We start from the raw sequence: 21,379 nt of genomic DNA on the forward strand, positions 1-21,379 counted from the left end.
CGGGCACGTCACGCAGTGCAGCCGTCGAGACGGCTCGGTACAACACGGTTCGAGAGGAAGATTCGTGACGGACGACAGACGCCTGGCGCGCGACCCGATCGCCATTGTCGGGATGTCGGGACTGCTCCCCAAGGCACGCAACTATCGAGAGTACTGGCAGAACATCGTCGACGGCGTGGACTGCACCGAAGAGGTGCCGACCTCGCGCTGGAGCCTCGACGACTACTACGACGAGAACCCCGCGGCACCGGACAAGACCTATTCCCGCCGTGGGGCGTTCCTTCCGGACGTGGACTTCGATCCCCTCGAATTCGGATTGCCGCCCAATCAGCTCGAGGTGACCAGCACCATGCAGACGCTGAGCCTCGGGGTCGCTCGTGATCTGCTCCTGGATGCCGGTGCCACCGGGTCCGGTTGGTACGACCCGGCGCGCACCGGCGTGGTGTTGGGCACCACGGGACCGGTGCCGCTCATGCATCCGCTGGCGGCACGGCTGTCCACGCCGGAGTTGAAGAAGGCCGTGCGGTCGGTGGGGCTGTCCGCCGATGACGCCGACGCTGTCGCGAACCGCTTCGTGGCCGCTTTCGCGCCGTGGGAGGAGAATTCGTTTCCGGGCTTGCTGGCGAATGTGGTGGCAGGACGGGTCGCCAACAGGCTCGGCTTGGGCGGGATGAACTGCACCGTCGACGCCGCATGCGCCGCCTCGCTGGCGGCGATTCGCACGGCGATCGCCGAACTGCGTGACGGCCGGGCCGACATGATGATCACCGGCGGTGTGGACACCGAGAACACGATCTTCATCTACATGTGTTTCAGCAAAGTGGGGGCGCTGTCACACCGCGGGCGGATCAGTCCCTTCGGTGCCGATGCCGATGGGACGCTGCTGGGCGAGGGCATCTCGATGCTGGCCTTGCGCCGGCTCGAGGACGCTCGGCGCGACGGCAACCGGATCTACGCGGTAATCCGCGGGTTGGGCTCCTCCAGCGACGGCCGGTCCAAGAGCATCTACGCACCGGTGGCCGAGGGGCAGCGGGTCGCGCTGGACCGCGCCTACGCCGACGCGGACTGCTCGCCCGCCGACGTCGAGCTCATCGAAGCGCATGCGACCGGGACGGCAGTCGGTGACAAGACCGAGTTGACCGCCCTGAAAGGACTACTGGCCGAAGCGAGTTCGGAGAACCGCTTCGTGGCGCTGGGCAGCGTGAAGTCGCAGATCGGACACACCAAGGGGGCGGCGGGTACGGCCAGCGTGATGAAGCTGGCTCTCGCTCTGCACCAGAAGGTGCTTCCGGGCACGATCAATGTCGATGCTCCCAACGCGCAGATCACGTCCGAGGCAGCGCCGTTCTACGTCAATTCCAGGACCCGGCCTTGGATCTCGGACCCCAAGCGGCCGGTGCGTCGGGCGGCGGCCTCGGCAATGGGATTCGGTGGCACCAACTTCCACGTAGTGCTAGAGGAAGCCGATGGCGTTCGCCCGGACCTGCTGCACCGCACCCCGCGCGCGCACATCTGGCACGCGCCCGATGTGGCCGCGCTGGTGGATGCGGTCCGCGATACCGAGAGCGGTGACGGCGGCGATATCCCCGAAGACCACGCGCGCATAGGTTTCGTCTCTGTCGACGACGACACCGCCGCGGAACTTCGCGCCCTGGCCATCGAGGAACTGGAGCGCAATTCCGAAGCCGCCCAGTGGGATCGGCCGGAGGGCATCTACTATCGCGCCGCCGCACTGCCCGATCGCAAGGTGGGTGCCTTGTTCGCGGGGCAGGGCAGCCAGTACGTCGACATGGGAATCGAAGCGGCACTGAACAATCCGGCCGTCGGTGCGGCCTTCGATGCGGCGAACGCGGCCTTCGGCGACAGTGAGCGCCGGCTGGGTTCGGTGGTGTTCCCGCCCCCGGCCTTCGATGAGGACACACGCGCCGAACAGGAGAACACGCTGCGCCGCACCGAATTCGCGCAGCCCGGCATCGGCGCGTTGTCGGTAGGCCAGTATTCGGTGCTGCGCGAGTGCGGATTTCGGGCCGATGGATATCTGGGGCACAGCTTCGGTGAGCTCACCGCGCTGTGGGCGTCGGGTGCGGTGGCGACCGAACAGTTCTATGAGCTGGCGCGGGCGCGCGGTGCGGCGATGACCGTGCCCGACGGCGCCGACGCCGGCACCATGGTCGCGATCGGCGCGGGCCGCGAGGATGTGGAGACCGTCATCGCCGGGCTCGAAGACGTGTGGTTGTGCAACCACAACGCGCCCGACCAGGTCGTGATCGGGGGTGGCGCCGCAGGTGTCGCCGCCGCCGTCGAGCGGTGTGCCGAGCGCGGCTGGCCGACTCGCGAGTTGCCGGTGTCGGGCGCGTTCCACACCCCCTATGTCGGTCACGCGGTGGATGCGTTCGGCGCAGCGGTTGCGGCGGTGCCGATCGGCACACCGGACGCGACTGTGTACGCCAACACCCGTGGCGCCGCCTATGGCGACGATATCGAGGCGAACCGCGCGACTTTGGCCGCCCAACTGAGCAACCCGGTCGACTTCTTCGATGCGCTGTCCGCGATGCGGGCCGACGGCTGCTCGGTCTTCGTCGAGTTCGGCCCGAAACAGGTGCTCACCTCGTTGGTGCGCCGAGCCTTCGGCGACGAGGTCATCGCGATCGCCACGGACTCCGGACCGGTCGGCAACGGCGACCTGACGCTCAAACGGGCTGCGGTGCGGCTGGCCGTGCTCGGATTCGACCTGCGCGGCATCAACCGCCACGCCGTCCCCGACGCGGACCAGGCACAGCGCAAACCCGCTATGGCGGTGACTATTTCAGCTCCGGAGTACGTTCCCGAGAGCCGTCGCCAAGCCTACGCCGCTGCCCTGTCGGAGGATTACCAGCTCTCGGTCACGCCCCGCGAGACCGGTCTGCTCGCCCCGGCCACTGCGCCCGCACCGGACGCATCCGTGCTACCGGCACCGGTCGAGGGCAGCCACGACAGCAATGGAAACGGCAGCCGTCGCAGCACCGGTGACCTTGCCTCGATCACCCCATCCGGCCCGCCGAGCTCACCCAGCAACCTGGAGAACCACGTGTCCGCAGAACCGCAGTACCGCATCCCGACGCCGGGCGCACTCGACAGCGCCCTCGTGCAGCACCTGCACACCCACCGCCGATATCTGGACGGACAGTTGGAACTGGCTCGCGATCTGGCCGGCGCTCTGCGCCATAACCACGTCGACGAACTGCTGGTCCGTGCGATCGAGGCCGTGAAGGATCACGGCGTCGCGATCAGCGACAGCCATTCGCGCGCCGGCGAGGTAGTGGCGCAGCTGGCCGAGCTCGAGGGCGGGTCCTCGACAGAACGGCCGCGCCGGGTACCTGTCTACGTCGAGCCCACGTCCCCGGCTCCCGCACTCGACGCTGTCGCTGCTCCGGCGCTCGCAGCCCCTGCCGCCGCACCGACCTCGGACACGACGGGTGGGCTCACCGTATCGGTGGCCGAGCCCGCGGCGCGGACGGAAGCCGCGGCCCCCGCTGCGGCTACGACACCGACGGCCGCGACACCGACGGCCGGGGACGCGCACTCCTCGGAGGCCGTACGTCAGGTGTTGCGTGAGGTGGTCGCGGACAAGACCGGGTATCCGGTGGAGATGGTCGATCCCACGATGGATCTGGAGGCCGATCTCGGTGTGGATTCGATCAAGCGGGTGCAGGTGATCGGCGCTCTGCAGGAACGCTTTCCGGAACTTCCGGTTCTCGGCCCGGAACAACTCGGAACATTGCGCACCCTGGACCAGGTCGTGGACGCGCTGGTCGACGAGGACACGGACACGACTGCGCCCGAAGCGCGCCCGGAGCCGACATCGGTGCCGGCCGCCGCGGCGGAGACCTCGTCGCAGTCTGGATCCGCGGACGCGCTGCGTCAGGTATTGCGTGAGGTGGTCGCGGACAAGACCGGGTATCCGGTGGAGATGGTCGATCCCACGATGGATCTGGAGGCCGATCTCGGTGTGGATTCGATCAAGCGGGTGCAGGTGATCGGCGCTCTGCAGGAACGCTTTCCGGAACTTCCGGTACTGGGCCCGGAGCGCCTCGGTACGCTACGCACCCTGGATCAGATCGTGGGCGAGCTGGCCGGAGGTGATGTCCACCCAAAAGCTGAGGCCGCGGCCGAAACGCCGCGGCATGTAGTCCAACTCGTCGAACTTCCGGCGGTGGATCAGGTCATCGATCCCTACCACCCCGGCGGGCACGCGGTGTTGGTCGGCCTGGACGAGTCGGCCGAAAAGGACTGCGACGCAATCGAACAGTGCCTACTGACCCGCAACTGGACGGTGCACAGGGCCTCCGGTCCCGGCGATGTGACCGGTTCCGCGGCGGTCGACCTGTGTGTAGTCGTCGCAGGTTCGGCGACCGATTGGGCGCAGGCACAGGCTGTTCTCACCGATGCGATCCTCGTACCCGGACGAGTGCTTCGCCGGATGCGGACGTCGACGGCGCGGACCGGGTTCGCGACCGTTACCCGGCTCGACGGGCACTTGGGCTTCCGTGGAGCCGCAGACCCGGTAACCGCGCTGCTGGGAGGCCTCGGCGGTCTGGTGAAAACCCTGGCCGCCGAGCAACCGTCTCTGTTCTGCCGGGCGCTCGACATCGATCCGGAGGTGACACCCGAGCGGCTGGCAGAGCTGCTGTTCGACGAACTCTGCGATGCCGCCCGCGACACACCGGAAGTCGGAATCGACGCGACCGGCGCCCGCCGCACCCTGGTACCCGGTCACCACGCCGCAGCGGCGACCACCGAGATCATCCGGGCCGGTACAGATTTCGGGCCCGTGCTGCTGAGCGCGGCGGATACCCTGGTCGTGACCGGGGGTGCACGCGGTGTCACCGCGACATGCGTGCTCGAACTCGCCCGCACCAGCTCCTGCCGCTTCGTCCTGCTGGGCCGGACCGAGTTGTCCGAGGAGCCACAGTGGGCCGCGGGCGTGGCCGAGGCGGACCTGAAACCTGCCGCGGTGCGGGCGCTGGCCGGCGCCGGCGCGACTCCGCGCGAGATGGACCGAGCCTGCGGGCAGATCACGGCGGTACGCGAAATCCGGTCCACGCTCGCCGAACTCGGTGACCGGGCCGAGTACCTGACTGTGGACGTGACCGACAGTGAGGCATTGCGGGACGCGCTGGCCCCGTGGCGCGACGCGCACCCGGTGAGCCCCTCCGGCACGCCGCGCGGGCGCATCACCGGTGTTGTGCACGGCGCCGGGGTGCTCGCCGACTCGCTGATTCCCGCCAAGACATCGGAGTCGATCGCAAAGGTGCTCGGGCCGAAGCTCGCCGGGCTGGCGGCGACCCTCGCAGCGGCCGGAGATCCCCACCACCTGGTGTTGTTCACCTCGGTGGCCGGGCTGTTCGGCAATATCGGGCAGGCCGATTACGCCGTCGCCAACGAAGCGTTGAACCGGTTCGCGGTCAGCTGGGCGGCGCGGAATCCGGAACACCGCGTCACCGCCATGGCCTGGGGCGCATGGGACGGCGGGATGGTCACTCCCGAGCTGCGGCAACATTTCCGGTCGCGCGGAGTTCCCCTGCTGGCACCGACTGCCGGCGCGGCGGCCTTCACAGCCCAGTTCACCTCCGCTCGCCGGGACGAGCCCGTACTGCTGATCGGTGCGGCCACCGCGTTGAACACCGCCTCTTCGGCGCCGACCTCACTGCGGGCGCGGCGCGATATCACAGAGCTCGTCGACGAGCCGGTCATCGCGGCGCACCGGATAGGTGACCACGTCGTGCTTCCCGCCACCTTCGGGCTCGGCGCGCTGGTGAATCTGGCAGAGCGCGCTCAGCCGGGACTCTGCGTGGTGGGGGTGCGAGACTTCCACGTCCTCAAGGGGATGGTGTTCGATCATCCGATCGAGCGCATGGAACTGGAGCTGGAACCCGCTGAATCCATCGACAGCCGGATCACGTTGCGCGCCACCGCCTTTGCGGACGAGGTTGCTCGCTTCCAGGCGACTCTACTGCTCGCGGACGGGCCGGAGCCGCCGGTCCGGCAGTCGCTCCTCGTGGGCCCGGGCGCCGGCGCGGATCACATCTACCGCGACGGCGTTCAGTTCCACGCCCCGGCCTTGCAGGGGTTGCGCACTATCCGGTCGGAAAGCGACGAGGTCATCGTCATCGAGTGTGCCCTCCCTGCCGCTTCCGTGGCACGGGGTGGCTTCGCCGGACGTCTGCACGACCCGGTACAGGCCGACCTGGTGCTGCAGTGCCCTCCGGTGCTGGGGCACCGTCTGCTCGGCGCGGCATGCCTGCCGCTGGGCATCGGACGTGTTGATTACTACCGGCCGCTGCCGTCCGGCGAGCCCTTCCTTGTGGTCACCGACAACCCGCGCCCCAGCCGGATGGTGGCCCTGATCGACGCGACTGCACTAGCCCTCGACGGCACGGTGCTGCAGCGATTCTCGGATGTCACCGTGCTGACGACACCCGATCTCTCGGAAAAGTTTCGGATCTCGGTAAGGCGGTGGTCGGCATGACAGATCTCGAATTCGACGGCACGGCCTTCGATGCCGTGGGAGCCGGGCAAGGCACTGCCGCGGCGAACGAGCAACGCGCGGTGCGACAGCAGGCCGCGTGGCCGCACCACGAGCTGTCGGTGCCGGCACCGACAGCCGCGGCCCCCGAACAGGTACACCCGATCGCCGCGAGCGCCATCGCGCAGATCCGCGCCGGCGTGGTCGACGCTCACAGGTCCGCGATGGCCGCGCAGACGGCGCTACAGCGAGAGCTGTGGCGCCGGGCGAGAGCGACACCCGTCCCACAGCCGACGGAAAGCACGTCGTCCCAGACTCTCACCGCGCACGAGGGTGCATTCAAGCCACTGGCTCGCACCGCGAGGTCGCGGTTGGATCGGGCCGCGCTCGAACAGTTGGCGACACAAGAGATGGCCGAGGTGTTCGGCGTGGCATACCGCCGGTCCGGCGTCGAGGTGGCGGCCCGGCTCGCGGCCACCACACCTCTTGCGCTCACCGAGGTGGTATCGCTCGAGCTGTACGGCGGAGCGGGTGACGGCCGGGTCGTGACCCGCTTCGAAGGCGACCCGCGCGCTGCCACACTGCAGGCGGCGGAGCTGTTCGCCCTCTACACCGGGATGCCGCTGTGCCTGTCCGGGAGCACGCTGACGGGCGGAGTCGCCGAGAGTGCACTCGAGCCCCACAGCGGAACGATCGATCTGGTGGTCGACCGAATCGACCTGGTGCCGCGCCCGTTCCTGCAGGCGACGGCCACTGTCAACGGCGAGGCCCCGTCGCTCGGCGTCACGGTGATGGTCGCCGAGCCGCTGGGTGCCGACGTGGGCCCGGGCCGCGCGGCGCCGGGCGTTCTGCTCAACGAGTTCCACATGGCGCACCTGGCGCGGGGCGATCAGGCCATCGCCATGGGACCCGAGTTCGCGTCCTACACCGGTCGGCGCGCTACCCGGCTCCCGACCGGCGGGCTGTTGCTGGTCGACAGGGTGCTGCGGTTCGACGGTGCACGTGGAAACCTCGAATCCGCCTCGTACGACACCGAATACGATTCACCCGCCGATTCCTGGTACTACGGTGACACCGCCAACGACTCGATGCCGCACTTCGTGTACATGGAGACGTCGTTGCAGGCGGCGCTGCTCATGGGTTACTACGCCGGCCCCACCCTGACTCAGCCCGGGACCACGTTGAGCCTGCGCAACCTGGGTGGCACCGCCACGGTCCTGAGGCAGGTCGATCTGCGGGACAGCACGATTCAGCAGTCCTCGAGGCTACTGTCCACGACGATCCTGCCCGGTTCGTCGCTGCAGACCTTCGAATACACACTCAGCGTCGACGGTGAGCCGTTCTATCGCGGCGAGACCATGTTCGGTTACTTCAGCGACGAGGCTCTGGCCAACCAGACCGGCCTCGACGCGGGACGTTTCGTTCCCACCTGGCTGGCCGGGCACCCCGACGCCCGCCCCCGGGTTATCGACGTGGCCGCTCGCCGCAGCGATCCGGCCGCGCGTGGCTGTTCACGTCGCAAGCTGGCGTTGATCGACAGCGTCGACGTGGTGGATGAAGGCGGCAATTACCGTGCCGGCTACCTCCACTCCTTGCGCACGATAGATCCGGCGGACTGGTTCTTCAGCCGTCACTTCCATCTCGATCCCGTGATTCCGGGGTCGCTGGGTGTCGAATCGGTGATCCACGCCGTGCAGGAATGGATGCTCGACGCGGGATTCGCCGATGGCATGGCCGATCCGGTGTTCCGGATTCCACGCGATATCCCGTTCACCTGGCGCTACCGCGGTCAGTTCCTTCCCACCGACGGCAGTGTCGAACTCGAGGCACACATCAAATCGGTGCGACACGGGGCTCGAAGCACCACTGTCGTGGTGGACGGGTCGTTGTGGAAACCGGGACTGCGCATCTACGAGTTGATCGATCTCGCGATCGAACTCGCTGACCGAAAGGTGTTGTGATGACCACTGTCGGCGATCGGCGTGTGGCAGAGACGGCGGAAGATATCGCCGCCGTACTGCTCGAGCTGGAGCGACCCTGTTGGATCGTGCGCCTCGACGGACGCATCGGCGCGACCTCCGACGCGGAGTCGGCCGCGCGCGGGCAGATTCTGGCCGCTGTGGGCCCATTGCCGCCAGAAAGTTTGGGGGACAGCAGTTTTCGTGCGTACTACGGGGTGCGCGCGGCGTATGCGTCGGGTGCCATGGCTAACGGCATCGCTTCCCCCCAGCTGGTGATCGCGATGGCGGAGGCGGGCTATCTCGCCAGTTACGGTGCCGCCGGGGTGACGCCGACCGACGTGGACACCGCGTTGGCGCGGCTGAGCTCTCGTCTCGCAGGAAAGCCGTTCGCCTGCAACGTCATTCACAGCCCCGCCGAGCCCGCGCTGGAACGTGCCATCGTGGACGGATGCCTCCGCCATCGAGTCGGCTGCGTGGAGGCATCGGCGTTCATGGACCTCACACCGGAGATCGTGCGTTACCGGGCCGCCGGCCTGGCGGTGAACCGGCAGGGCGACATCGAACGCCGAAATCGGGTGATCGCCAAAGTCTCACGCGTCGAGGTCGCCGAACTGTTCCTCCGGCCGGCCCCTGAACGTCTTCTCCGTGACCTCGTCGACACCGGTCGCATCACCAGCGCTCAGGCCGAACTTGCCGCCCGGGTTCCGATGGCCGACGACATTACAGCAGAGGCGGATTCGGGAGGCCACACCGACCGCCGCCCGCTGATGGTGCTGTTACCGGAGCTTGTCGCCGCACGTAACCGCGTCGCACACACCGTGCCGGCGGCTGCCTCCGTACGCATCGGCGCCGCCGGCGGTATCGGCACACCCGATGCCGCAGCGGCCGCCTTCGCCATGGGCGCGGCCTACATCGTCACCGGCTCGATCAACCAGGCCACGCTGGAGGCGCGCCAGTGCGATGCCACCAAGAAACTGCTCGCCTCGGCACAGTTCGCGGACTGTGTGATGGCGCCGTCCTCGGACATGTTCGAACTCGGAGTGCAGGTACAGGTGCTGCGCCGCGGCACCATGTTCGCCACCCGCGCCCAGCGCCTCTATGACCTGTACCGCGCCTACGACGGCATCGATGATCTGCCGGCGGAAGTGCGAAAGGATCTGGAGACCCGCCTGTTCCGGCGCCCCCTTCGGACAGTATGGCAGGACTGCGTCGCCTTCTTCACCGAACGCGACCCAGCTCAACTCGACTCCGCCGAAAACGATCCGAAAGCGCGGATGGCGTTGATCTTTCGCTGGTATCTGGGTTTGTCGTCGGGCTGGAGCATACGGGGGGACGCCGAGCGGGTAGCCGATTACCAGATTTGGTGCGGTCCAGCCATGGGCGCGTTCAACACGTGGGCGGCCGGCAGCTATCTCGCCGAGCCGGGGAACCGATCCGTGGCCGATATCGCGGATCAAATGATGCTCGGTGCCGCCTACCTCACCCGCGTCGCGCAATTGCGTACCGCGGGGGTGCGGCTGCCCGCCGCGGTCTCGCGATTCGTGCCTCGTCCAGTACGGGAGCGGTGACCCAGCTCGACAATGTCCGGGCGGCCGACACATCACCGTGCGCGAGATCGCGCACGGTGACGGCAACCCGGACATCGGACTGCCCGCACAGGTAGGTCGCCGTACCGCGACACGGTCGACGACGTTGTCGACCTCATCGAATCGACCGGCAGCGGACAGTGGTTGCCGCCGACCACGGTCCTGCCCGCTTCACGACAAGCCGAATCCGGCGTCGCTTGCGGTGGCGTCATTTGAGCCCGGAGCGCACGAAGGCGTTGACTATCTGGCGCTGCAGAAGCAGATACAGCAGAAGTACCGGGAGGCAGGCCAGGCCCGCTACCGCCATCATCGGGCCCCATTGGTCGCCTTCGGTGCCCATGAACGAGCGCAGGCCGAGTTGCAGGACTCCGTTGGAGCGCCGCAAGACGACTGCCGGCCAGAAGTAGTCGTTCCAGGCGTTGATGAACAGCAGGATGCCGAGGGCGGCGAGGGCCGGGCGCAGATTGGGCACGACCACCGTCCACAGAATGGACCAGGAGTTTCGGCCGTCGATGCGGGCAGCGGCTACCAGTTCCTTGGGGAAAGCCGACATGTGCTGGCGCAGCAAAAGGATCGCCAATGCCGAGCACAGCGTGGGCACGACTACCCCGATGAGACTGTCCAACAGACCGAGGCGGGTAAGCAAGATGTAGTTGGGGAGCATGGTGACCTGGAACGGGACCAGCCAGGTGCCGACGAAGGCCAGATACAACAGACGCTGCAGCGGGAAGACGTACATCGCGAAGGCATAGGCGGCGAGTAGAGCGACCAGCAGTTGGCCGACCGCTGAAAGTGCAGCCACCACGAAGGTATTCGCGATGAGCCCGGCGACGTCGACCTCGCGGGCGGCGTTGCCGAAATTGGCCACCGACAGCGGCCACGGGACGGGAGACAGCGATGTGACGTCCTCCGGTCGGCGCAGGGCTGTGGCGAAGAGCCAGTAGATGGGGAAGACACAGATCAGCGCGGTGACCGCCAGCATCAGGTGGCTGCCGGCGGTCCGCAGGCGGTCGGCGACAGTGGTCTCAGTCATCGTGAAAGGCAACCTTCTCCGAAATCCAGACGAGGACGGCGGCCACAGCGCCGAACCCTACGAACAGAAGCACACCGGCCGCGGCGCTCAGGCCCGCGTCGAAGCTGTGGAAGGCGTAGTCCCACAGGAGGTAGTAGATGTTCGTCGTGGCGCCGGCCGGACCACCCTGGGTCATGGTGTCGATCAGGGGGAATGTCAATGTGGGACTGAGTAATACGGTGGTGAGTGTCAGAAAGAGCAGTGTGGGTGAGAGCAGCGGGAGGGTGATCCAGCGGCGGATCTGGCCCGAGCTCGCGCCGTCGACCCGGGCTGCCTCGTCGTAGTCGCCGCTGATGTTGGCCAAACCCGACCACACCACCAGCACGGCGAAGCCGAGTAGCTGCCAGCCGGTGATGCCGATGATCACCCAGTGCGCGGTCTGCGCGTCGTACACCCAGTTGCGCTGTGACCCGAGCATCGAATCCACGAAGCCGGTGCGCGGATGCAGCAGCCAGCGCCATACCGCTGCGGCTGCCACCGGTGCGACCAGGAAAGGCGCGAATATCGTTGCGTGATACAGCGTCCGGGCCCGGCGCCCCACCTGTCGGCTGGCCAGCGCGATGAGCACCGGCAGTGCGACGGTGAAGGGCAGCATTCCCGCGATGAGCACTCCGGTCCGGCCGAGTGAGGTCCAGAACGCCGGAAGATCCAGTAGCCGCCGGTAATTCGCGCCGCCCACCGACTGCATCGGTGAGCTCGGCAGCAGATTCCACGAGAGAGTGGACAGCTGCACGGCCTGCGCCAGCGGCTGATACGTCCAGACGACCAGCAGCAGGAGCGCGGGTGACAGGTACAGGTACGGTGCGGCGAGCCGGGCGATCCGGCGCGCTGATATGCGACGCGGACGCGCCGGCGGTGTCGAAGGTGTCACCGCCGGCGCGTCCTGTCGGGCATCCGTGACGAACACGGGTTACCGGGCTTCGGTCGCGACGGCCGAAAGGCGATCTCGCACTTCGGTATCCGACTTGTCGTAAATGCGTGCCGAGGGAGTGGTCTCGACGGCGGTCGCCACGACCGTCTCGTCGAGCACATCCAGGCGGGTGAACCCGGACCCGACCATCCCGCGCTGATGCCCGACCGGTGCCATGGCGTCGATGCGATAGGCCAGTGCCGGGCCGACCCACACCGGGATGCCCGCCAGCGCCGCCGCCGCCGTCATATGGTTGTGCCCGCTCAGGATCATCCGCACATCGCTACCCTCGACGACCGCGGCCAACTCCTCGGCGTTCTGCAGTTTCAGGAACTCCGCGACGGGGATCGCGGACGGCAGTGGTGGATGGTGCAAGACGAGCAACGTGCCCCGGTCGGCGGGGCGGCGCAGGTGGTCGCTCAGCCAGGCCAGCTGTTCGGGCTCCAGCCTGCCGTCGTGCCGAGATGGCGTGGTGGTGTCCATGCCGATGATGCGCAATCCGCTCACCTGCATGACGCGGTCGTGCGGTGTGTCGACATCCACTGTGCCGGCGGTCCGGCCGAGCAACACTTCGCCGAAAGCCGCGCGCTCGTCGTGGTTTCCCATGACGTACAGCACCTGTGCGCCGAGTTCGGCAGCCACGGGTTCGACGGCGTCGCGAAGCCGCAGATACGCTTCACGAGAACCGTTGTCGGTGAGGTCCCCGGACAGGATCAGTGCGTCGAGGTGTCGTCCGCCGGTTCGGAGCTTGTCCAGTGCGTCGATCAGTGCCTGGTGGGTGTCCACGACGTCGGAGAGCTTTTCGCCGGCTGCGCGGATGTGAGTGTCGGTGAGTTGCACCAAGGTCAGTTCGTTCATGATGCCGGTACCAGTCGGGCGCCGGCATCCTGGGCGGCGCGCAGGGTGGATTGGGCGTCTTTGCCGCCGAACACGACCGATTCGACCGCGTCCATCATGCCGTCGCGGATTTGCAGATAGTTGTTGCCCGGCATGGAGACCCAGGGCTCCATATCGGCGAGTTGCGCGATATTCGGTTGGAGCAATGGGTTCTGGGCGGCCCAGGCACCCAACAGCGTGGGGTCGGTCGTCATGCCCGAGCGCAGCGGCAGATAGCCGATGTTCTCGGCGATTTTGACGTAGGACTCCTCACTGGTGAGGAATTTGATCAGTTCCCACCCCGCGCGTTGTTTCACCGGATCGTGGGACAGGATGTGCAGCCCCGCACCGGAGTTGGTGGGAACCGCGGGCTTGTCACCGAATCGCGGCAGGGGTGCCGAACGAAGGTCCCATTTGTTGCGGGCTCCGGCCACGAAGTTGCCTTGGATAGCGCTCGTCTCGAGGATCATCCCGATCTCGCCGCGTGCGAACGCCTCGTAGCCCTGCTTCTGGTCGAGCTTCGGCATACTGCCGGTGTTGACCAGGTTCTGGGCCATTGTGGTGGCCTCGACCGCCGGTGCGTCGGCGTAGGTCAACGCGTGGCGGTCCTGGGAGATGACCCGGCCTCCGTTGGAGCGCACCATCGACTGGAAACACCAGTCCTTGGCGGTCTTGGTGAGGCAGTCCACATAGACACCGCCCTGGCCGGTCTTGGTGGTGATGGCCTTGGCATAGTCGGAAACCTGTTGCCAGGTGGTCGGCGGCTCGGCGGGATCGAGGCCCGCCCGGCTGAACAACGAGGCGTTGTAATACAGGACCGGGGTGGAGAATACGAACGGCACACCGTAGGTGTGGCCGTCCCAGTCGTCGAGGGTGCGGGCCTTCGGTGCGAACGGGTACCGGGCACCGTCGAAGTTCTTCTGTACGTCGGCCTTGCCGAAGAGGGTGTCGAGCGGCTCGGCTTGCAGCTGATGGATAGTGAAATCCAGATCACTGAACCCGAGCTGGGCGACATCGGGGGGAGTGCCCGCGACCATCTGGTTCTGGATGCTGGAGATCGTGTCGCTGGCCGGGTTCGGGCTGTTGCCCTGAGGCTTTTGTGCCGTGACCTTGATGTTGGGGAACTTCTTGCCGAATTCGGCGATCAACGCGTTGAACGTATCGGTCCACGGGCCCGCGAGCCCGTAATTGTAGGACTCGAAAACGATCGAGACCTTCTGATCCGGCGACAGTGGTGGAACCTGTTCTGTGGTGGTGTCTTTCGGGGCGGTGTCGCCGACTCCGCAACTGGTCAGGGCCAGGACGGCGGCGAACACCATGCCCAGAAAGGGCGCGGTGCGTTTCACGAGCTTTCTCCTCATCGGTATTCGGTAGGAAAGTGTCAGGCGAGGGTCGAAGCCACCGCTGTGTCGCGGGCACCGGAACTCTCCGGTTGCTTCCACGTCATACGTCGGCCGGTGTCCGGATCGAACAAGTGGATATCGGATGCGTCGACGCTCAGCCCGATCTCGGTGCCCACGGTGACCCCGGCGGGGCGGGCGGCGCGCACGCACAATTCCACGGTCTCGGCGCGGACATGCACGAGTTCCTCGCTGCCGAGGTTCTCGATCATGGTCACGCGTCCGCGCACCATGGTGGACGTCGCGTCGATACGCAGGCGTTCGGGGCGAATTCCGGCGAGAACCGCTGTGGTGTAACCGGATTCGGCGGAGATGGCGAGGGGGGCCTCGACAGCGCCTGCCTCGAGCTGAAGGGTTCCTTCGCGCGCGACCACCTGTGCTGGGAAGAGGTTCATCGGCGGTGCGCCGAGGAACCCGGCGACGAACGCGGTCCGCGGGCGATCGTAGAGCTCCTCCGGTGTGCCTACCTGCTCGATGCGGCCGGCGTTGAGCAACGCGATGCGGGTGGCCATGGTCATGGCCTCCACCTGGTCGTGGGTCACATACAGGAATGTCGCCCCGAGGCGTCGGTGCAGGGCGATGAGCTCGGTGCGCGTGGCGCTGCGTAGCTTGGCGTCCAGGTTGGACAGTGGTTCGTCCATCAGGAAGGCGCCGGGATCTCGAACCATGGCGCGTGCCAACGCCACTCGTTGCCGCTGTCCGCCCGAGAGTGCGGCCGGGCGGCGCTCGAGCAGGGTGGACAGTTCCAGCGTGGCCGCGACCTCGCCCACGCGCCGGCGGATCTGGGCGCGCGAGCGACGCCGCGCCCGCAGCGGAAAGCCGATATTTTTCGCAACCGTCAGATGCGGATACAGCGCATAGCTTTGGAAGACCATCGCGAGATCTCGCCTCTGCGGCGTGGTGTCGGTGATGTCTTTGCCGTCCAACAGGATTCGCCCCGCGGACGGTTCCTCCAGCCCGGCGATCATGCGCAGCAGCGTGGATTTGCCACAGCCGCTGGGACCGAGAAGCACCAGGAACTCACCGTCGGCGATGTCGAGGCTGACCTCTCGCACCGCGTAATCGGCTCCGAATCTCTTGGACACCGTGTCGATGTGCAGCCGGGCCACGTCACTCCTTCACGCCGGCTGTGTGCCGGTGACGATCCATTCGGCTACGCCCGCCGCGACGGCGGGGGCGTCCTTGATCCACAGGAAGTGGTCCCGGTGCGTGATGGACGAATGGTCATCGATATGCCAGCGAGTCACGTGCGCCGACCGCATGCGCGACGCCAGAAAGTCCACATTGGATTTGGGACCCAGCACATCCTCGGACAGCGAGATGACCAGCACGGGCAATGTCATCTGCGCCAGCAGAGTGTTGTATTTGCGGGTGCTACCGCGGGGGCGGTAGTAGCTGGTGAGCGAGTGCACCGACCAGTCGATCATCACGCCGCCGGGCATCGGCGCCGGTATCAGTACGCCCCCGGGCCAATGTCCTTTTACTCGTGAGACCAGACCGATCCACTGGATCCGGCTCAGCGCCTCCCACCATCGGCGGGGGCCGAAAGCCCACCAGAACACCGTGCCGGTGCCGATGATGGTGACACTGGCGACCCGGTCGGGTTCGGCCGCGGCGAACAGCACCGCGAGTTGTCCACCGAGGCTGTGGCCGAACAGATGCACCGGTGCGCCCGGGAACCGCCGCTCGACTGCGCCGACCACGGCGGGCAGATCGGTTTCGATCATCTCCCGGTAGCCGAAATCCTTGTGCTCGCCCAATTTCGGAAGCGCCTCACCGTGCGCGCGCAGATCCACCGTCGCCGCGGAAACGCCCTGCGCGCGAAGCGCTTCGGCCAATGCAATGTAGTGCTTGGCCTTCATGCCCATGGCGGGCAGGATCAGCATCACGGGCGCGGTCGCGGTGTCGGCGGGCAGAAAGCGGACGGTGAACCTGACACCGTCGGTAGTGTCGACCAGCGCGGAATCGGAAGCCGAGGTGGTCACTGCGCCGCCGTTCCGGTGGTCGTGACGTCGACCACGTAGTCGAAGGTGAACTTGGCGACCGTCACGTCGCGATCGTCGAGCAGTGTGGCCTTGCCCGACAGCTCGAAGCGTCCCGCGGACGTGGTGGCCAGCAGTGGGGCAAGTTCTTGCGCGTCGACGGTGGCGACCGCGCGGATGCGACCTTGTGCCGGTTTGCGGTAGGAGGCCCAGGCGCCACGCAGCACCAAACGGTCGACGGCGTGCAGGCGGTGCGCGGCGGCACCGACGAAGGCGGCAGCACCGGCGATGTCGGCGGCGGTGAACAGCGCTCCCGCGTGGACGGTGCCCATCTGGTTGGTCACCGTGTCCGAAGCCGGGATCTCCACGACCGAGCGGTCGGCGCTGATCTCGCTGATCAGTGTGCCGACGTGCTGTCCGAACGGCACGAGCTGCTGCGATACCTTGCGCAGATATTCGTAGTCGACGGCGTCGGGATCCAATGTCGGATAGGAGGCGGCGAATCCCGCGAGTTCTCTGATGGTCATCGGCTGTGGTCCTTTCGAGTAGATCGGCGGCGAATCGGTCAGCGTGGTCCGCGCAGCACGCGCCGGGCGATCGACCAGCGCAGTACCTCCGACGGTCCTTCGTAGATGCGAAATGCCCGAGCCTCCACGAGGAATCGGGCCACCAGATGGTCCTCGCAGACGCCGAGCCCACCGTGTAGTTGCACGGCGCGGTCCAGTACCCGCCACACCGTTTCCGATACGAAGGTCTTGGCGATCGATGTCTCGTGGCGCGCCTGCGGGGACGCCGGTCCATAGATGTCTACGGTGGCGGCCACGCTGCGTACCAGGCTGCGGGCGGCGGCGATCTCGATCTCGTTGTCGGCGACCAGTCCCTGCGCCAGCCCGTGGTCGGCCACCGGAACGCCGAAGGCGGAACGGCCGACGATGTGGTCGACGGTCAGCTGCTGGGCACGCACCGCCAGTCCGAGCCAGTTCATGCAGAACACCAGCCGCGACGGGGCAAGCCGTACTTGGGCCAGCTCGAGCGCACGCCCGACCTCGCCGAGCACCGCGGAATCGGGGACCTCGCAGTCGGTGAAGGTGACTTCACAGTGTCCGCCGGGAGCGCTGGTGTGGTCCAACGTCGGCATGCGACGGCCTACCAGAATGCCCGGGTTGTCTTGATCGACGAGGAACATGGTCGGTCCGTCGGACGTCTTCGCCACGCAGATGGTGAACGCCGCGCCGTTTGCTCCGGTCGTGAAGTGCTTGGCGCCGTTGATGACCCAGCCCGTATGCGTCTTCTGCGCGGTGGTTTGCAGCATGCGCGGGTCCGATCCCGCGCCCGGGGCGGGTTCTGTCAAGGCGATAGCCGACCGGACCTCGCCCGAGGACAACGGCGACAGGTACCGTTCGCGCTGCTCGGCATTCGCGACGTGCGTCAGCAGGTGGATATTTCCGTCGTCGGGTGCCCAGGCGTTGACGGCGAGTGGGCCCAGCAAGCTCGCGCCGGCGGCCTCGAGCACCTGCGCCTGATCGCGAGTGTCCAGCCCGAGACCGCCGTAGCGAGGATCGGACAGCGGCCCGAACACGCCCGCCTCTTTGGCCTTTTTCTGCAGTTCGGTGCGGAGCGCGTCGTCGGTGACTCGACCGCCGACGACCACCTCGCGTTCCACCGGTATCACATGCTCGACGACGAACTGCCTGGTCTGTTCGACCAGTCCCGCTACAGCGCTCATGACGTCAGTCTCGGTTCGGCAGTGGCACATCCGGCGGGGCGATAGCCAATAACGATCGGCCGAATCGACTCCCGAAACGACTGCGCGGTCGGCGCCGCGCCTCGGCCAGGGTGGTGGCGAACGGCATCGGGCACCGATGTCGCCACCATCGGAGGGGTGCGATGACAGGGTTGACGGTCCGTGTGGTCGACCGACGGGACGTGGCCGAGGGCGTCTTCGCTTTGAAGCTCGCGGCCCTCGATGATTCGGCGCTGCCACGCTGGTCGCCGGGAGCGCATATCGACGTGGCAGCCGGGGCCGCCGGAGTGCGCCAGTATTCGCTCTGCGGTGATCCCGCCGACGAATACCACTGGCGGATAGCGATTTTGCACGAGGCAGCCGGCCGCGGCGGCTCGGATCATCTGCATCGAACCGCGCTTCCGAACACCGAGCTGCGGGTTTCGCTGCCACGCAACAACTTCGAATTGTCCGCGGCCGAGAAATACCTGTTCATCGCCGGTGGGATCGGCATCACCGCGATTTTGCCCATGGTGGCCGCTGCCGAGCGGGCTGGTGCGTCGTGGAGGTTGTACTACGGCGCCAGGACCCGCGCCCATCTGTCGTTCACCGACGAGTTGGCGCGCTATCCGCAGGTGGATATGGTCGCCCAGGACGAATCGGGACTGTTGCCCGTCGCGGACCTCCTCGCCGGCACCACCGCTCCCGTGTATTGCTGCGGCCCCGAACCGCTGCTGCTGGCCGTCGAAACCGAGGCCGCACGCCGAGGACTTGTCGTACGCACGGAACGTTTCGTACCGCGCAGCGTCGACACCGGCGAAGACCGCCCCTTCGAGCTCCGCCTTCCCCGCAGCGGCCGCACGCTGCACGTTCCGGCCGATCGATCGATCGTCGATGTCCTCGAAAGTGCGGGTGTCGCGATCATGACGTCCTGCCGGGAGGGAACCTGTGGCAGCTGCGAGACCGGCGTCCTGAAAGGCGAAGTGGAACACCGCGATTCGGTGCTCACCGCCGAGGAACGTCGCCGCGGCACCACCTTCATGCCCTGCGTTTCGCGGGCGATATCGAACGTCCTCGTGCTCGATCTGTGACACGGGACAGGTCCGCGCCGAGGCGCGGGCGGAACGGACAGTACCCAACGCAAGGAATCCAGAGGAATACAGGATGAGGAATATCGCTGCGGCCGCCGTGCTCGCCGCTACGCTCTGCGTCAACGTCGCCGCCGTCGCCGGTCCGGCGCAGGCGGACGAGCCCGGCGTAGTGAACTACAAGGCAACTACCACCGAGAAGTCCACGATCATCTCCACCGACGCCGGATCACTGGATGTCGAGAACGGCATCTTCAAGATCAAGGCCGTCAACGGAACCACCCTGGCCGGCACGGAACTGAATTTCCGGGTCGACGACTTCGTCTTCCCGATCGCCGCCGACATCGCCGGCCACACCGCGACGCTGACCCCGGAGTTCGACCTCGCGCACGCGGTCTACAAGCCGGTGGACCTGCCGTTCCAGGACCAGGCGCCGTGGAAGACGCCGTACGACCGTGAACAGGCGGCATGGTCTCGCCTGACCACCACGATTACCGCGGGCGCCACCATCGGCACGCTGGTCGGCGGTCTCACCGGTGGAGCGGTGGGATGTCTGCTCGGCGGCATCGCGGGGGCGACTGTGGCGTCGGCGGCGATCGTCGGGCTGTTCGGTGCCTTCATTCCCGCTGCGGCGATCGGTTGCGTGGGTGGCATCATCGCAGTCGGCGCACTCGGGACTCTGGCCGGCCAGTTGCTGGTGACCGCGCCCGTCGCGATTCTCGCCGCAGTGCAGTACTTCACCACCATCAACGCGCCGTTCAACGCGCCCAAATAGCGTTTCGACGCGGCGATATCGCGCAGATCCTTCGGCAGTGTCGCCCGAAGATGCGGAGGCTCCGCCCGGAATGGGCGGGGCCTCCCTCGGATCGTAGCCCGGAAAGGAAGAACCGATGACCACTACCGACACCCCGCTCACTGGAACCACCGCAACGCGCGTGAGCGAATTGACCGCGGTATTCGAACGAGGGTTGCAGGAAAAGCTCGGCGTGGGAGCGTCGCTGGGCATCCGGCTGGAGGAGGCGGGCGAAGGCTACACCCGATACTATCTCGACCCGAATCCCGCAACGATAAACGCGATGTTCACTGTGCACGGTGGAGTGCTCGCGACCCTGATGGATACCGCGATGGGCAGCGCCGTTTTCACCAAGCTCGGTGACGGCACGGCGTACACCACATTGGAACTGAAGGTGAACTTCATCCGGGCGGTGGCGATGGACGGCAGCCGGCTCACCTGCGAGGCCACCGCGGTACACGTCGGCCGGCGAACCGCTACGGCGGAGGGGCGGATCACCGATACGGCCGGCAAGCTCATCGCCCATGGCTCCACCACGATTCTGGTGCTGGGGGAGTAGCGCACGAAAACTGGTTCGGTACTCGTGTGATTCGAGCGGGTACCGAACCAGTTCTCGGCTCCGGAAGAGTCCGGGGCTATTTCAGCACGCGGCACTGCGCGATGAATGTCATCAGTTCGTCGACGCGATCGCTACGGGCATCCACAGCCCGGTCGATCACTTTGATCAGATGGTCGTAGGCATCCGTGTGGTCGTAGCCGGCCACATCGGCGATCTGTAGCGCCCACCGCCAATAGCCGCGCAATGTGTCGGCCAGCGGCATGCGAAATCCGGTGATGACGTCGCGGATCGGATCCACGATCAGGTCGCCCTGGGTGCGCAGGTACCGGCTCACCACATCGGCCATGAAGCTGAAATGGCGTGCCTCGTCGCGGGAGAGGCGAGTGAGCAGGGCGCCGAGGACGGGATCGTCCACCACATCCCGCAACTGGTGGTAGTACATCTGGGTCGCCTTTTCCTGTACCAGGGCGTAGGCGAAAAACTGCACGGGGTGTTCGTACGGAAGATCGAACGGTTTCCGGCCTTCTATCGCCAATTCCCCACGCAGCGTGTGTGTTTCGGACATTCCGGATTCCACCTGGTACCGGGTCAGCGCTCGCGCGTGGGTGTCCTCCTCTGCCGCCCAGCGGACTGTGAAGTGGTACAGCTCGCGATTGTGGATGAAGGCCGGAATGTCCACGCTGTCGTCGACCGGGAAGAACCGGTGGTAGACATCGAAGTATCCGGGGAGGTGGTCTTCGATGAAGGTGACGAACTGCACCGCCGAACGTTGTCCGTCGGTGAGACGCCCGGCGTCGGCGCGCGGCCAGTCGAACGATGTCTCGACGTCCCATCCACGGGAGGCGGGGGAGGCGGCGAGGAACCCGTCGACGGCCGCAGCCAGCTCGCTCGCCGGGAGCAGGGCCGATTCGATGCTCATCCGGT

General features: G+C 66.8%; 15 protein-coding genes. 6 read left to right on the forward strand and 9 right to left on the reverse strand.

The window, feature by feature from the left end; all coding sequences use genetic code 11:
* The first annotated feature begins 64 nt into the window (after positions 1-64).
* Genes NA3_RS20220 through NA3_RS20230 form a run of 3 tightly spaced genes read left to right on the forward strand, consistent with a single transcriptional unit; the run spans position 65 to position 10,034 of the window.
* Positions 65-6,508, forward strand: a complete 6,444-nt coding sequence (locus NA3_RS20220; RefSeq protein ID WP_062965163.1) for a type I polyketide synthase — start codon at positions 65-67, stop codon at positions 6,506-6,508.
* Positions 6,505-8,466, forward strand: a complete 1,962-nt coding sequence (locus NA3_RS20225) for a hotdog family protein (protein WP_062965390.1) — start codon at positions 6,505-6,507, stop codon at positions 8,464-8,466. Before NA3_RS20220 ends, NA3_RS20225 begins: the two co-directional genes overlap by 4 nt.
* The gene (locus NA3_RS20230; RefSeq protein WP_062965164.1) at positions 8,466-10,034 is read left to right on the forward strand and encodes a PfaD family polyunsaturated fatty acid/polyketide biosynthesis protein; all 1,569 of its coding nucleotides are present in this window, start codon (positions 8,466-8,468) and stop codon (positions 10,032-10,034) included. Before NA3_RS20225 ends, NA3_RS20230 begins: the two co-directional genes overlap by 1 nt.
* Positions 10,035-10,260: 226 nt before the next feature.
* Here the strand turns inward: NA3_RS20230 and NA3_RS20235 are convergent, their stop codons facing one another.
* From NA3_RS20235 to NA3_RS20270, 8 genes are read right to left on the reverse strand one after another with little or no spacing between them, the layout of a single operon-like run.
* Complete coding sequence (locus NA3_RS20235) at positions 10,261-11,085, reverse strand: carbohydrate ABC transporter permease (protein ID WP_227995229.1); 825 nt, start codon at positions 11,083-11,085, stop codon at positions 10,261-10,263.
* Positions 11,078-11,995: a carbohydrate ABC transporter permease gene (locus NA3_RS20240; protein ID WP_227995228.1), complete on the reverse strand. Its 918-nt coding sequence runs from the start codon at positions 11,993-11,995 to the stop codon at positions 11,078-11,080. The genes NA3_RS20235 and NA3_RS20240 overlap by 8 nt, the downstream gene beginning before the upstream one ends.
* 39 nt (positions 11,996-12,034) lie before the next feature.
* A complete protein-coding gene (locus tag NA3_RS20245; RefSeq protein ID WP_062965165.1) occupies positions 12,035-12,892 on the reverse strand; it encodes a metallophosphoesterase in 858 nt (285 codons plus the stop codon).
* Positions 12,889-14,256: an ABC transporter substrate-binding protein gene (locus NA3_RS20250; protein WP_218021858.1), complete on the reverse strand. Its 1,368-nt coding sequence runs from the start codon at positions 14,254-14,256 to the stop codon at positions 12,889-12,891. The genes NA3_RS20245 and NA3_RS20250 overlap by 4 nt, the downstream gene beginning before the upstream one ends.
* Positions 14,257-14,291: 35 nt before the next feature.
* Entirely contained in the window at positions 14,292-15,419 is a 1,128-nt protein-coding gene (locus NA3_RS20255) for an ABC transporter ATP-binding protein (RefSeq protein ID WP_062965167.1), read from the reverse strand.
* A gap of 9 nt (positions 15,420-15,428) precedes the next feature.
* Complete coding sequence (locus NA3_RS20260; protein WP_062965168.1) at positions 15,429-16,295, reverse strand: alpha/beta hydrolase family protein; 867 nt, start codon at positions 16,293-16,295, stop codon at positions 15,429-15,431.
* Complete coding sequence (locus tag NA3_RS20265; protein ID WP_062965169.1) at positions 16,292-16,819, reverse strand: YiiD C-terminal domain-containing protein; 528 nt, start codon at positions 16,817-16,819, stop codon at positions 16,292-16,294. Before NA3_RS20265 ends, NA3_RS20260 begins: the two co-directional genes overlap by 4 nt.
* Positions 16,820-16,857: 38 nt before the next feature.
* Positions 16,858-18,018 carry an acyl-CoA dehydrogenase family protein gene (locus tag NA3_RS20270; RefSeq protein WP_062965170.1) on the reverse strand — a complete coding sequence of 387 codons (1,161 nt, stop codon included), beginning with the start codon at positions 18,016-18,018 and terminating at the stop codon, positions 16,858-16,860.
* 161 nt (positions 18,019-18,179) lie between these two features.
* Between NA3_RS20270 and NA3_RS20275 the strand changes: the two genes are divergently transcribed.
* From NA3_RS20275 to NA3_RS20285, 3 genes are all read left to right on the forward strand, one after another.
* Positions 18,180-19,106 (forward strand): PDR/VanB family oxidoreductase, encoded by a 927-nt coding sequence (locus NA3_RS20275; protein WP_062965171.1) that lies wholly within the window; start codon positions 18,180-18,182, stop codon positions 19,104-19,106.
* Positions 19,107-19,179: 73 nt separating this feature from the next.
* The gene (locus NA3_RS20280; protein WP_062965172.1) at positions 19,180-19,878 is read left to right on the forward strand and encodes a DUF8020 domain-containing protein; all 699 of its coding nucleotides are present in this window, start codon (positions 19,180-19,182) and stop codon (positions 19,876-19,878) included.
* Positions 19,879-19,993: 115 nt separating this feature from the next.
* Entirely contained in the window at positions 19,994-20,455 is a 462-nt protein-coding gene (locus NA3_RS20285; RefSeq protein ID WP_062965173.1) for a PaaI family thioesterase, read from the forward strand.
* 76 nt (positions 20,456-20,531) lie between these two features.
* Here NA3_RS20285 and NA3_RS20290 read toward each other — a convergent pair whose 3' ends face one another.
* The gene (locus NA3_RS20290) at positions 20,532-21,374 is read right to left on the reverse strand and encodes an acyl-ACP desaturase (protein ID WP_062965174.1); all 843 of its coding nucleotides are present in this window, start codon (positions 21,372-21,374) and stop codon (positions 20,532-20,534) included.
* Positions 21,375-21,379: the final 5 nt, after the last annotated feature.

Source organism: Nocardia africana NBRC 100379, from assembly GCF_001612635.1.
GTDB lineage: Bacteria > Actinomycetota > Actinomycetes > Mycobacteriales > Mycobacteriaceae > Nocardia > Nocardia africana.